The sequence below is a fragment of the Streptomyces sp. M41(2017) genome, from assembly GCF_002078175.1.
Classification (GTDB): Bacteria; Actinomycetota; Actinomycetes; order Streptomycetales; family Streptomycetaceae; genus Streptomyces.
This window is the reverse complement of sequence record NZ_MWFK01000001.1, coordinates 1,480,826-1,493,945: the sequence shown is the minus strand read 5'-3', so window position 1 is coordinate 1,493,945 and position 13,120 is coordinate 1,480,826. Positions and strand designations below refer to the sequence as shown.

Here is a 13,120-nt window from a genome sequence, read left to right as displayed (position 1 = left end):
AGCGGTCGGGACAGCCGCCTCCACGGCCGACGGCCAGGGCGTCAGTCCCCGGCGCCGCCCGCCGCGCGACGCAGACGGGCGCCCAAGTCCCTTACGTAGTGCACCAGTTCTCCGGGCTCGTGCACCGTGAACTCGCAGTCGACCATCGCTATCCGCACCGCCAGCCACTCCACGGAGTCGCCGGAGGAGGCGCGGAGCCGGCAGCTGTGCTCGTCGATCGGTTCCGGGGCGCCGAGCCAGGCGGGCAGACGCGCCGTGACGAAGTCGGCCGGTGCGGCGAAGGTGACGTCGAAGGCGTACGTCTCCTGGCGGCCGTAGACCGACTGGCGCAGGTACTCGGCGGCGCTCCCGGTCGGCAGCTCGCGCGGTGTGAACCGGGCGCCGGTCGCGACGGGTTCGGTGACCCGGTCGACGCGGAACGTCCGCCAGTCCTCGCGGTCGAGGTCGTACGCCACGAGGTACCAGCGGCGGCCGGTGGACACCAGCCGGTACGGCTCGGTCAGCCGCCGCGACGGCGTTCCGTCCCCCGAGCGGTAGGCGAACCGCAGCCGCTCCCGGCCCGCCACGCTCGACGCCATCACGGTGAGCGTCTCCGGCGCGATGCTGGCACCGTCACCACTGGTCAGTGGTGTCGTCGCGGCCTGGAGCGTGGACACGCGGTGCCGCAGCCGGGACGGCAGGACCTGCTCCAGCTTGGCGAGCGCCCGGACGGACGCCTCGTCCACGCCCTCGACCGCGTGACCGGCGCCGGCCCGCAGACCCACCGCGATCGCCACCGCCTCCTCGTCGTCCAGGACGAGCGGTGGCATCGCCTTGCCCGCGACCAGGCGGTATCCCCCGTCGGCGCCCTTGCTCGCCTGCACCGGATAACCCAGCTCGCGCAGCCGGTCGATGTCACGGCGGACCGTGCGCCGGGACACCCCGAGCCGCTCGGACAACTCGCCGCCGGGCCATTCACGGGGTGTCTGGAGGAGGGAGAGGAGCTGGAGGAGTCGCGCCGGGGTGTCCGTCGTCATGCCCTCCAGGGTGCCGCACCACTAGGACACGATCTGACCTAATGGGGCCCTAGCTTGACCGCATGACCTCTTCCACCGAGTCCTCTGCGACAGAGACCTCAGACCTTCCCGGCGGTCCGGCCGCCGGTACCGCGGCCGACCGGCGGCGCTGGTTCGCCCTCGCCATCGTGATGACCGCGGCCTTCATGGACCTGGTCGACGTCACGATCGTCAACATCGCGATCCCGTCGATCCAGCGGCACGAGGGCGCCACGTACAGCCAGATCCAGTGGATCACCGCCGGATACGCGCTGGCCTTCGCGGCGGGGCTCATCACCGGTGGGCGGCTCGGTGACATCCACGGCCGCAAGCGGCTCTTCCTCCTCGGCATAGCGGGCTTCACCTTCGCGTCCGCGTTGTGCGGCTTCGCGGTGAACCCGGAGATGCTCGTCGCCTCGCGCATCCTCCAAGGCGCCATGGCCGCGATGATGGTGCCCCAGGTCCTGTCGATCGTGCACGCCACCTTCCCCGCGCACGAACGCGGCAAGGTCTTCGGCCTGTTCGGCGCCATCGTCGGCCTCGGTGCCGTCTCGGGCCCCCTCCTCGGCGCCCTGCTCACCGAGTGGAACCTGTTCGGCCTGGAATGGCGGCCGATCTTCCTCATCAACCTGCCCGTCGGCATCGTCGCGCTGATCCTCGGCCGTCGCTTCATCAGCGAGTCCAAGGCCCCGCGCGCCCTCAAGCTCGACCTGGTCGGCGTCGCCCTCGTCACCCTCGCTCTGCTCATGCTGCTGTACCCGCTGACCCGCGGCCGTGAGCTGGGCTGGCCGCTGTGGGGTTACCTGTCGATGGCCGGTTCCGCCCTCGTCTTCGCGGCGCTGGTGGCCTTCGAGAAGCGGAAGGCGGCGCGGGACGGTTCGCCGCTCGTCGAGCTGTCGCTGTTCAAGGTGAAGAGCTTCGCGGCGGGCATCGCCGTGCAGACCGTCTTCGGTATCGCACTCGGCATCTTCTTCCTGGTCTGGACGCTGTACATGCAGGAGGGCCTCGGCTGGAGCGCGCTGCGGGCGGGACTCACCGGAGTGCCGTTCTCGATCGCCGTCTCGGCCGCCGCGGGCATGTCCGTGCAACTGCTGGTCCCGCGCTTCGGACGCAAGGTGCTCCAGGCCGGCGCCCTGCTCATGGCGTTCGGCGTCCTGCTCTACATCTGGGAGTCCGACCGGTACGGCATGGACATCGCCTCCTGGCAGATGGCCCTTCCGCTGGTCGTCATGGGCGCGGGCATGGGCTTCATCGTCGCCCCGCTGACGGACGCCGTGCTCTCCGACGTCCCGCGCGAGCACGCGGGCTCGGCATCGGGTCTGATCAACACGGTGCAGCAGATGGGCAACGCGCTCGGCCTCGGCCTGGTCTCGGTCGTCTTCTTCGGCGAGATCAGCGACCACCTGACCCGCTCCCAGGTGGGTCCCGCCTTCGTGAACGCCTTCCAGCACGCGCTGGGCTGGGTCGCCGGGGTCCTGGTCGTCATCTTCCTGGTGATGTTCGCGCTGCCCAAGAAGCCCGCCCAGCATGTGGAGGGCGTGGAGGACGCGGTCGTGACCGGGGAGACCGACCCGAAGCAGCCCGAACTCGTCGGCTGAGCCGACCGAGCGGGACCGAGTGGGCCGACGCCCACGTCGACCGTCCGAAGGGGCCCGGCGCTTCATGTGCCGGGCCCCTTCGGGCTTTCCGCTCTCCTCGCGCGAGAGCCCCGGCTGCCCGTGCGCTCCGGCTCCCCCGGGGAGAGCCTGCCCGCCCGGAGACTCCGGCTTCTCCCGTGAGCCCGTCCGTCCTCCCCCTCCTTGTCTCTCTCGTGTCTGTTCATGCCCGAAACAGGCCCGAACTTGTTTACTTCCCGGGCATGGGTGCGTAGTCTCCGTCTGAAACCACAGGCTCGGACATCAGGCGGAGGCGAACGGACATGTACGCACCGGAGCGGCAGCAGGAGATCCTGCGGCTCGCCCGTGACGGCGGCCGGGTGGACGTCCTGTCGCTGGCCGACACCTTCCAGGTCACCGCGGAGACCATCCGGCGGGACCTGAAGGCGCTGGACCGCGCCGGACTGGTGCGCCGGGTGCACGGCGGCGCGATCCCCGCGGGCCGGCTCGACTTCGAGCCGGACCTCGCCGAGCGCGAGTCGACCGCCGCCGGCCAGAAGGACCGGATCGCCGAGGCCGCGATCGCCGAACTGCCGCACGACGGCACGGTGATCCTGGACGCCGGCTCCACGGTCGCCCGGCTCGCCGCGTCCCTCCCGCTGGAGGCGACGCTCACCGTCGTCACCCACAGCCTCCCGACCGCCGCCCGCCTCGCCGACCACCCCGGCGTCCAACTGCACCTCGTCGGGGGGCGCGTGCGCACCCGGACCCGTGCCGCGGTGGACGCCTGGGCGCTGCGCGCGTACGCCGAGATCCGCGCCGACGTCGTCTTCGTCGCCGCCAACGGCTTCTCGCCCGCGAGCGGACTGACCACGCCCGACCTCGCGGAGGCCGCGGTCAAGCGGGCGGCCCTGCACGCCGCACGCCGGGTCGTCCTGCTCGCGGACTCCTCCAAGAGCGGCCAGGAACACTTCGCGCGGTTCGGCGACCTCGACGAGGTGGACCTGCTGATCACCGACAGCGGGCTCGACCCCGAGGACGCCTCCGCCGTCGAGAGCGGCGGCACCGAAGTGCTCCGCGTCTAGCGACCGCCGCCGGACCCCAGGAAGCGCGGCCACCCTGCCGAGAGCCGAGAGCCGAGAGCCGAGAGCCGAGAGCCACAGGTGCCCTGCCGCGGCCACGTGCCGAGAGCCGGGAAACCACAGGCCACCTGCCGCAGGCCACGTGCCGAGAAACGAGAGCGCATGATCCTCACCGTCACCCCCAACCCCTCGCTGGACCGCACGTACGAGGTCCCGGCCCTGGGCCGCGGCGAGGTCGTCCGGGCCACCGGGGAACGCGTGGACCCGGGCGGCAAGGGCGTGAACGTCTCCCGGGCGGTCGCCGCCGCGGGACGGCGCACGGTCGCCGTCCTGCCTCTCGGGGGCGCCCCCGGCGCGCTCGTCGCCGAACTCCTCGCGGCCCAGGGCATCGAGGTCGCGCCGGTCCCGGTCGCCGGGGCCACCCGCTCCAACATCTCGGTCGCCGAGCCGGACGGCACCCTGACGAAGATCAACGCGCCCGGCCCCGACCTCTCCGCCGCCGAGGCCGAACTCCTGCTGGAGACCGTCCGCCGCGTTCACCGTCCCGGCGAGACCGGCTGGATCACCTGCTGCGGCAGCCTGCCCCGCGGACTCGCGCCGTCCTGGTACGCCGAACTCGTCGCGCGGGCCCACGCGGTGGGCGCCCGGATCGCCCTCGACACCTCCGGGCCGGCGCTCCTCGCGGCGCTGCGCGAGCGGCCCGACGTGGTGAAGCCGAACGCCGAGGAACTGGCCGCGGCCGTCGGCCGTCCCCTCGTCACGGTGGGCGACGCGGTGAAGGCGGCCGAGGAACTGCGCGCGATGGGCGCGGGCGCCGTGCTCGCGAGCCTCGGCGCCGACGGGCAGGTGCTCGTCGACGCCGCAGGCACCTGGTTCGGCAGCGCCCGCGTCGACACCGTACGCAGCAACGTGGGTGCCGGTGACTCCTCGCTCGCCGGGTTCCTGATCGCCGGGGGCGGCGGGCCGCGCGCCCTCGCCTCCGCCGTCGCGCACGGCGCCGCCGCCGTCCAGCTCCCCGGCAGCGTGATGCCGGGCCCGGCCGACCTCGCCCCGGACGCCGTGACCGTCACGACGGAGATCCCGGAGTCCCGCCCCCTGACGGAGCCGGCGTCGTGACCGGCCCCGCCCCCACCGAACCCCGCTCCCCCGTCCCCACCTCTGTTCCCGTCCCCACCGCAGTCCCCGTCCCCCCTTCCGTTCCCGCCCACGACTCCCCCCGGGCGATACGCGTGCGAAGGAGCCCGCGATGAGCGAGATGATCACCGCGGACCTGGTCGATCTCGACCTGTCCGCCGACACCAAGGAGGCGGCGGCCCGTGCCCTCGCCGAGCGCATGGCCGCCCTGGGCCGGGTCACCGACCTGGACGGGTTCCTCGCCGACGTGGCCGCCCGCGAGGCCCAGATGCCGACCGGCCTGGACGGCGGCATCGGCATCCCGCACTGCCGCAGCGAACACGTCACGGAACCGACGCTCGCCTTCGGACGCAAGGCCGCCGGGATCGACTTCGGTGCGCCGGACGGCCCCGCCGACCTGATCTTCCTGATCGCCGCCCCGGCGGGCGCGGACGACGCCCACCTCACCATCCTGTCGGCCCTCGCCCGGCAGCTGACGAACACCGCGTTCACCGCCGCGCTGCGGGCCGTGGACGACACGGAGACCGCCGCGGCGCTCGTCCGCGGCGACCGGACCCCGGCATCCGTGGACGTCCCCGCAGACGCCGGGAACGCCGAGCGTCCGGAGGGCTCCGGGGCGACGGAGGCGGGCGCGCCCGGCGCGGTGGCCTCCGCCGAGGACACCGCCGTGAGCGGCACGGCCCCGGTGCGGGGCGCGAGCGCCGAGGACGGATCCGGCCCGGTGTCCGGCGCCACGGCCGCTCCGGACGGCCGCCCGTTCCGTGTCGTCGCCGTCACCTCCTGCCCCACCGGCATCGCGCACACCTACATGGCGGCGGAGTCCCTGGAGAACGCGGGCCGTGAGGCCGGGATCGAACTCGTCGTGGAGACGCAGGGATCGGCCGGCTTCACCCGCCTCGACCCGGCGGTGATCGCGGCCGCCGACGGTGTGATCCTCGCCCACGACGTGCCCGTACGGGAGAAGGAACGCTTCGCCGGGAAGCCGACCGTCGACGTCGGGGTGAAGGCGGGGATCAACCGTCCCGCCGAACTCGTCGCCGAGGTACGGGAGAAGGCCGCCCGCGGTGAGGTCACCGCCGGATCGGCGCCGGGCTCCGCCGCCGGCTCGGCCTCCGGCACGCCCGTCGAGCGCGCCGGGGGGACCGGCGAGGGCTACGGCACCCGGCTCCGCACCTGGCTCATGTCCGGGGTGAGCTACATGGTCCCGTTCGTCGCCGCGGGCGGTCTGCTCATCGCCCTCGGCTTCGCGATCGGCGGCTGGCAGGTCAACAAGGCTCCGTCGGTCATGGACCACTTCGTAGGGACCCAGGCGGACAGCTGGGGCGCGCTGCTGTTCCAGATCGGCGGCGTCGCCTTCAACTTCCTGATCCCGGTCCTGGCCGGCTACATCGCCTACGGCATGGCGGACCGGCCCGGCCTCGTCCCCGGATTCGTCGGCGGATCGATCGCCCTCACCATCAACGCGGGCTTCCTCGGCGGTCTCGCGGCGGGCCTCATCGCCGGCGGCGTGGTCATGGCGATCCAGAAGGTCCGCATCCCGGCGGCGGTGCGCGGCATCATGCCGGTGGTGGTGATCCCGCTGATCTCCTCGGCGGTCGTCGGATTCCTGATGTTCGTGGTGATCGGCAAGCCCATCGCGTCCGCCCAGAAGGGCATGACCGACTGGCTGAACGGCCTCACCGGCGCGAACGCCGTCCTGCTCGGTGCCCTCCTCGGCCTGATGATGTGCTTCGACCTCGGCGGCCCGGTCAACAAGGTCGCCTACACCTTCGCCACCGCGGGGATCGCCGTCGCGAACCCCGGCGACTCGGCGATGAAGATCATGGCGGCCGTGATGGCGGCGGGCATGGTCCCGCCGCTGGCGATGGCCCTCGCGACGACCGTGCGCGCCCGCCTCTTCACCCCGACCGAGCGCGAGAACGGCAAGGCCGCCTGGGTACTGGGCGCCTCCTTCATCACCGAAGGCGCCATCCCGTTCGCCGCCGCCGACCCGCTGCGTGTCATCCCCTCCGCGATGGCGGGCGGCGCCGTCACCGGCGCCCTGTCGATGACGTTCGGTGCCACGCTGCGCGCCCCGCACGGCGGCATCTTCGTGGTCCCGCTGATCGGCAACCCGTTCCTCTACCTCATCGCCGTCGCCGCAGGCGTCGGCGTCACCACCGCTCTGGTCGTCGTCCTGAAGGGCCTGCGCAAGCGGTCCCCGTCGGGTGCCGGCGCCGAGAGCACCGGCGCCGGCGCGGCGTCCCCGGCCGGTTCGAAGGAGCCGGTCGCGGCCTGAACCGCCTGCCAAGGTGCCCTTTTGGAGCACCTGTGAGGCCTTCACCGCTTCTGCGAGATGCGTCACGGTCCGGGGTCAAAGTCCCGGACCGTGGTGTCTACTGGGGCGCATGCCCGAGCACGTGTCGATCCTCCAGCTGACCGGCGTGGCGTTCCTCGCGCTGGCGACCGTCGTCTGGGTCGTCGGCCTGGGCCGCCTGCTGCGCGGCGGCCCCTCCGTCACCATGGCGCCGCATCCCGGCGAGGCGCTCCGCGCGCTGCCCGGTCAGCGCGACCACGGCCCCGACACGGAAGCCGTGGAACTCACCCCCGAGGAACGGGTCGCCTTCGCGCGCCTGGTACGGCAGTTCAGCGACAGCCGTCCGTAGGGCGGGTCCGCGAGGCCGCGCACTCGGTCGGCACAGTCGGCCAGCCACGTCGGCCAGCCACGTCGGGCGGCCGAATCGGTTCGGCCGCGCCTGGCGGGACGGGCCGGGTGGGGCACATCGCGTCGGCCGGCTCGCGTCAGTCGGCTCGCGTCAGCCGGGCCGGGTGGGTCGCAGCGCGTGAGTCGAGTGGCGTCAGCCGAGTCGGGCCGCGCGCCGTTCCATGGCGTCCCGCGCCGCGTCCTCCGTGGCGTACACCTCGCACATGTGCCGGCGGTCCGGTGTCGCTGTGTGCTCGACCTCCCACAGGGAGATCTCCCGCCCGTCCCGCAGCAGGAACGCGTGCTCGTACAGCGAGAAGGACAACCCCGCCTGGCCGGTGCGTCCCGGGCGCCCGAAGGCCTGGGTGATCTGGTGCGCGAAGGCCTCGCGCAGCAGCAGTGCCGAGAGTTCGGCGTCCGGCCCGTCCGCGTTCTCCGCGCGGCGCAGGAGCCGGCGCGCGTGATCGGCGGAGGCGTCGGGCACGTAGGTGTGCCGAGGCTCGGGGATCGACGACAGCTGCACGAACGCGGGCAGTTCGAAGTCCGGTGCGTCGGGCGGGAGGGCGAGCCGGGCCGTGGCCGCGCGCACCTCCTCCTCGTCGATGTACACCTCGTGCTGTGCGTCGCGGCCGACCGCCGTGTTGTGCACCAGCTCCCACAGGGTGACGGCGGAGCCGTCGGAGAGCAGCCACGTGTGCCGGTACGTCTCCCGGTGCAGTCCGGCGCTGTGGTGCGCGGAGTGCAACGAGCTGTCGTGCGCCAGCGCGCAGTCGAGAAGCCGTATCGTCTCGTCGGGCAGCTCGAACGAGTTCAGGGCGCGGCCCAGAAGCCTTTCGAGATGCTCCTCCGGAGACTCGGGCGACTCGGGTGGTTCGTACGCTGCTGTCTCGTACGGAACGCTCAAGGTTTCTCCCGGCGTTGCTGCATGTCACCTTGTGGGTGCATACCGTAGCCCCTCGGTCGGACATCATGTCCGCGAACCGAGAAAACGTACGGACGGAAAACGGGCGGGCCGGGCGGGGAGTTCCCGCGCGGCCCGCCCGGCCCTCAAAAGGCCCTCGTCAGAGGGCACTTCCGGCGGTCCAGGCACTCCACGACATGTTCCAGCCGTTGAGCCCGTTGTCCGGCGCGACCGTCTTGTCGGGAGAGTTCTTGACCGTCACGACGTCCCCGACGAGCGAGTTGTCGAAGAACCACTTGGCGGGCGTGGCCCCCTGCGTGCCCTGCTCGTCGGCGAGGCCGACACAACCGTGGCTGGTGCCCTGCCGCCCGAAGGGCGCGTTCCCGCGGCTGTACCAGTAGTTGCCGTGGATGAACGTCCCCGACGACGTCAGACGCATCGCGTGCGGCACGTCGGGGATGTCGTACTCGCCGCCGTATCCGACCGTCGAACCGTTCATCCGCGTCCGCTCGAACTTCTCCGAGATCACCATCTGCCCGTTGTACGTGGTGTGCTCGGGGCTGCCCGCCGAGATCGGCACGCTCTTGACGGTCTTCCCGTCCCGCACGACGGTCATGGTCTGGGTGTTCACGTCGACCGTGGAGACCTGGGAGCGTCCGACGGTGAAGGTGACGGTCTTCTTCTGCACCCCGTAGACGCCGTTGGCGCCCTCGACGCCGTCCAGGTCGATCTTCATCGTGACCTTGGAGCCGGCCTTCCAGTACGTCTCGGGCCGGAAGTCGAGGCGCTGCGTCCCGAACCAGTGGCCCACGACCTGCTGGCCCGTGCTGGAGGTGACCCTGATGTGCGACTGGACGGTCTTCTTGTCGCCGATCGCCTTGTCGAAGGTGAACGACACCGGCATGCCGACCCCGACCGTGGAGCCGTCGTCCGGCGTGTACGTGCCGATGAAGCTGTTACCCGAAGAGACCGTGGTGAAGATCGAGTTGGCCGCCGCGGTCCGCCCGCCGGCATCCTTCGCCGTCGCCGAGATCCGGTACTTCGTGCCTCGCTCCAGCTGCTCCTTCGGCTTCCAGGAGCCGCCGTCCGCCGCGATCGCCCCCGGCACGGCCGTCCCGGTTCCGGCGACCGTCATCCTCACGTCGGTCAGCCTGCCGTGGCTCACCTTCACACCCGTGGCGTTGATGGACGCGCTCGTCGAGCCGTCCTTCGCCGAGATGACGATCCGTGCCGTGGACGTCCGGGCGGAGTTCCCGCCGCCCTTGCCGTCCTTGCCGCTCGTGGTGTCGGCGCTGGCGTCGCCGCCGCAGGCGGTGAGCGTGAGAGCGCCGATCATCAGGGCGGCACAGGCCCCCAGTGCGCGTGCTGTCCTCTTCGGCGTTGTCACGTCTGCTCCCCGTTGTCGTCGTCTGCGGCGTCCGCTGCGGTACGGGGAGAAAGAGCGAGCGGCGCCGGGAGGGGTTCCCGCCGACTCGGGCCGGGGACCGTCACGTGACACAACCAGGACAATCGCCCGCCCGACGGCCGGAAACCCCCGGGCCGGCCGTCCGGATCAGGCCCTACCCCCTTCCGTAGAGCTCCTCGTACGACGGCCACACGCCGCCCGGCCCCTCCACCGGACCGGCGGCGCGCACGGCCCGCACGATGGCGCGCGTCACCAGGTCCGCGCCCGCCGCCAGGATCTCGTTCAACGCGAGCGGGTTCCCGGCGTCGAGCGCCCGCGTGCCCGTGGCCAGCGCGAACACCGTGTCCCCGTCGTTCAGCAGATGCACCGGGCGTACGGCGCGGGCGATCCCGTCGTGCGCCGTGCCCGCGAGCTTCTGCGCCTGCGCGCGCGTCAGATCGGCGTCGGTGGCGACCACGGCCAGGGTGGTGTTCAGCGGCGGCGGCGCGTTCCTCGCCGCGCTCTCCGCGAGCCGTCGCCGAGCCGCCTCGTGCACGGACCCGGCCGGATACTGCGCACGTCCCACGGTCAACTCCCCGTACAGCGCCCCCGTCACCGGTTCCACCGCCGAGCCCGCCGCGTTGGCCACCACCAGCGCGCCGACCGTGACGCCGGACTCCAGCACGACGCTCGCCGTCCCGACCCCGCCCTTGATCTCCCCGACCACCGCTCCCGTTCCGGCACCCACCCCTCCCTCGGGCACCTCGGCGCCCGGCTCGCTCGCGTCGGCCGCCTCGACCGCGGCCCGACCGGTGGCGGCGTCCGGCCGGCACCGGAACTCCCCGCCCCGGCCCAGGTCGAAGACGCAGGCCGCGGGCACGACCGGCACGACGTGCAGCGGGTCGGGGCCCACCCGCACCCCGCGCCCCCGCTCCTCCAGCCAGGCCATCACGCCCGAGGCCGCGTCCAGCCCGTAGGCGCTGCCGCCGGTCAGCACCACCGCCTCGACCTTCTGCACGAGGTTGCGGGGATCGAGCGCGTCGGTCTCCTTGGTGCCGGGCCCGCCGCCCCGCACGTCCACGGCGGCGATCGCACCGCCTTCGGGGGTGAGCACGACTGTCGTCCCCGTGAGCCACCCGTCGCCGGTACGCGTCGCGTGCCCCACCCGCAGACCGGCCACATCCGTCAGAGCGTCAACTGTCATGCGCCCAGTGTTCCCCGGCACCTGCCCCGGCCCACGGCAGCCGCATCGGGAACCCCGGCCCCGCGTGCCTACGCGTCCGCGTCCACCGGCGCCTCCCGCGTCACCGTCCGCGCCGTCAGCACCACACCCACCGCCACGGCCAGCGCCGCGACGATGCCCGCGGCGGGCACCGCCCAGTCGCCGAGGAACGTGCACAGGATGACCAGCAGGGCGGTCGTCGGCAGGACGAGCTGCTGACCGATGCCCACCTTGAAGTAGCGCGAGTGCAGCACCCACACCGCGAGGAAGTACAGCGCGGTCGGCAGGGTCACGGCGGCGGACGCCGCGAGGGTCGAGACGTGCGCCGTGCCCACCGCCTGCTCGACCGCGACCTCCAGGCCGGCGCCGATCGCGGCGGCCGACGCGAAGATCAGATAGTGCCCGTACCCCCACAGGAACGCCTGCCCGCTGGTCCGCAGGTGTCCGTGGATCGGCACCACGAAGTAGATCCACCAGGCGGCGAACACGATCAGCAGTCCGCCCGCCGCGATCGGCAGCAACTCGCCGAGGGCGTCGTGCTCGTCCACCGCCGACTTCACCGCGACCGTGGCCGCCGCGATCGTCTCGCCCAGCACGATGATCGTGAACAGCCCGTAGCGCTCGGAGATGTGGTGCGGGTGCCAGGACGTCGAGTAGTCCTTCTCCGCGAACAGCGGCACGCACAGCTCGGCGATCACCACGACCAGGAACACCCACGGCAGGGCTCCCTCGGGCGTGAACAGCAGACCGAGCCAGCCGACCTGGCAGAGCAGCACGCCGCCCGCGTACCGCAGCGCCATCGTTCTCTCGGCGCCCTCCGTGGAGCGCGCCACCCGCAGCCACTGGGCGATCATCGCCAGCCGCATGATCACGTAGCCGATCCAGACGACCAGGAAGTCATGGCTCTCGAACGCCTTCGACACCCCGGCGGCCAGCACCAGGACGCCCGCGATCTGCACCAGCGTGACGACCCGGTAGAGCACGTCGTCGTTGTCGTACGCCGACGCGAACCAGCTGAAGTTCATCCACGCCCACCAGATGGCGAAGAAGACCATCGCGTAGTTGAGGATGCCCTTGCCCGCGTGTCCCTCGGCCACGGCGTGCACCAGCTCGGCGCCGGCCTGGGAGATGGCCACCACGAAGCACAGGTCGAAGAAGAGCTCCAGCGGCGACGCCACCCGGTGGGCCTCGTCGCGCCCGCGGGCGGTCATTCTGCGCAGGGGCCGACGGTCCGCGGGTCGTGCCGCCGCGGTGGGCTCGGGAGTGGAACGGGAGGTCATGCGGCCAAGCACAGCAGAAAAGCGGAGCGAATTCGTGTGAAGGGGGTCACCCGCGGTCGTGGCGCCGAAGTCCCCCGGACGCCGCCGGGCGGGTGCCGTGCCGCCCGAGACGTACTCTGGAGGCATGAGTACCGCCCCCGCCTCCGAACCGCGCGATCCGAAGCCGGCGCTGGTCTTCGACGACCCGCTGAGCCAGCAGTCCTCGGACGACACGGACCGCGGATGGGGAGAGCAGGCCGACAGCACCGGTGACAGTGCCGCCGACCTGAAGCGCTTCCTCGACGAGAAGCCGCCCCACCACATCTGAGCGCGGCCCGGGGCCCCCGCGGTCAGCTTTCGCGGTGGCCGTTCCCCCGCTGGGCGACCAGCGCGTCGCGGATCTCCTTGAGCACCTCCAGCTCGGTCACGTCCATGACCTCCTTGGTGTTCTCCTTCGCCTTCTGGCGGGCGGCCTGCCGGGCCAGGAACTTGGCCATGGGCAGCACCATCAGGAAGTACACGACGGCGGCCGTGATCACGAAGCTGAGCGTGGCGCCCAGCACCGAACCCCACATGATGCGGATGCCCTCGGCGGTGTCGCCGGTGCCGCGACACGGGTGCTTCAGGCACGAGCTGTAGTTGTCGAGGTTCTTCGTCCCGATCGCCCCGACCACCGGGTTGATGATGCCCTTCACCACGGAGTTGACGATGTTGGTGAAGGCCGCGCCGATGACCACCGCGACGGCCAGGTCGATCACGTTGCCGCGCATCAGGAAGGCCTTGAAGCCCTCCCAGACGCCGGGCTGCTGCTTGTCGCTCACCAGGA

The 13,120-nt window shown here is 72.2% G+C and carries 12 protein-coding genes; 6 read left to right on the top strand and 6 right to left on the bottom strand.

Annotated features, from left to right (window positions below):
- Nucleotides 1–41: 41 nt before the first annotated feature.
- Complete coding sequence (locus tag B0675_RS06510) at nt 42–1,016, bottom strand: YafY family protein (RefSeq protein ID WP_081217791.1); 975 nt, start codon at nt 1,014–1,016, stop codon at nt 42–44.
- Nucleotides 1,017–1,078: 62 nt separating this feature from the next.
- On the opposite strand from B0675_RS06510, the gene B0675_RS06505 reads away from it, so the two are divergent.
- The 5 genes from B0675_RS06505 (at nt 1,079) to B0675_RS06485 (ending at nt 7,490) form a co-directional block, all read left to right on the top strand.
- Nucleotides 1,079–2,632 (top strand): MFS transporter, encoded by a 1,554-nt coding sequence (locus B0675_RS06505; RefSeq protein ID WP_081217790.1) that lies wholly within the window; start codon nt 1,079–1,081, stop codon nt 2,630–2,632.
- Nucleotides 2,633–2,952: 320 nt separating this feature from the next.
- On the top strand, nt 2,953–3,714 hold the full coding sequence (locus tag B0675_RS06500; RefSeq protein ID WP_081217789.1) for a DeoR/GlpR family DNA-binding transcription regulator: 762 nt from the start codon (nt 2,953–2,955) through the stop codon (nt 3,712–3,714).
- A 159-nt stretch (nt 3,715–3,873) separates the two neighbouring features.
- Nucleotides 3,874–4,827 carry a 1-phosphofructokinase gene (pfkB, locus tag B0675_RS06495; protein WP_081217788.1) on the top strand — a complete coding sequence of 318 codons (954 nt, stop codon included), beginning with the start codon at nt 3,874–3,876 and terminating at the stop codon, nt 4,825–4,827.
- A gap of 130 nt (nt 4,828–4,957) precedes the next feature.
- Nucleotides 4,958–7,123, top strand: coding sequence for a fructose-specific PTS transporter subunit EIIC (locus B0675_RS06490; RefSeq protein WP_081217787.1), 2,166 nt, complete (start codon nt 4,958–4,960; stop codon nt 7,121–7,123).
- A gap of 109 nt (nt 7,124–7,232) precedes the next feature.
- Nucleotides 7,233–7,490: a hypothetical protein gene (locus B0675_RS06485; protein WP_081217786.1), complete on the top strand. Its 258-nt coding sequence runs from the start codon at nt 7,233–7,235 to the stop codon at nt 7,488–7,490.
- Between the two features lie 192 nt (nt 7,491–7,682).
- Here the strand turns inward: B0675_RS06485 and B0675_RS06480 are convergent, their stop codons facing one another.
- The 4 genes from B0675_RS06480 to B0675_RS06465 all read right to left on the bottom strand — a co-directional run bounded on the left by B0675_RS06480 (nt 7,683) and on the right by B0675_RS06465 (nt 12,315).
- Nucleotides 7,683–8,432 (bottom strand): DUF6227 family protein, encoded by a 750-nt coding sequence (locus B0675_RS06480; RefSeq protein ID WP_081217785.1) that lies wholly within the window; start codon nt 8,430–8,432, stop codon nt 7,683–7,685.
- A 157-nt stretch (nt 8,433–8,589) separates the two neighbouring features.
- A complete protein-coding gene (locus B0675_RS06475; RefSeq protein ID WP_107482570.1) occupies nt 8,590–9,765 on the bottom strand; it encodes an Ig-like domain-containing protein in 1,176 nt (391 codons plus the stop codon).
- Nucleotides 9,766–9,988: 223 nt separating this feature from the next.
- Nucleotides 9,989–11,017, bottom strand: a complete 1,029-nt coding sequence (locus tag B0675_RS06470) for a P1 family peptidase (protein WP_081217783.1) — start codon at nt 11,015–11,017, stop codon at nt 9,989–9,991.
- A gap of 68 nt (nt 11,018–11,085) precedes the next feature.
- A complete protein-coding gene (locus B0675_RS06465; protein ID WP_081217782.1) occupies nt 11,086–12,315 on the bottom strand; it encodes a low temperature requirement protein A in 1,230 nt (409 codons plus the stop codon).
- Nucleotides 12,316–12,439: 124 nt separating this feature from the next.
- Here B0675_RS06465 and B0675_RS06460 point away from each other — a divergent pair, with 124 nt between their 5' ends.
- Nucleotides 12,440–12,622, top strand: coding sequence for a hypothetical protein (locus tag B0675_RS06460; protein WP_081217781.1), 183 nt, complete (start codon nt 12,440–12,442; stop codon nt 12,620–12,622).
- 22 nt (nt 12,623–12,644) lie between these two features.
- On the opposite strand, the gene mscL is transcribed toward B0675_RS06460, so the two are convergent.
- Nucleotides 12,645–13,115, bottom strand: coding sequence for a large conductance mechanosensitive channel protein MscL (mscL, locus tag B0675_RS06455; protein WP_081221627.1), 471 nt, complete (start codon nt 13,113–13,115; stop codon nt 12,645–12,647).
- Nucleotides 13,116–13,120: the final 5 nt, after the last annotated feature.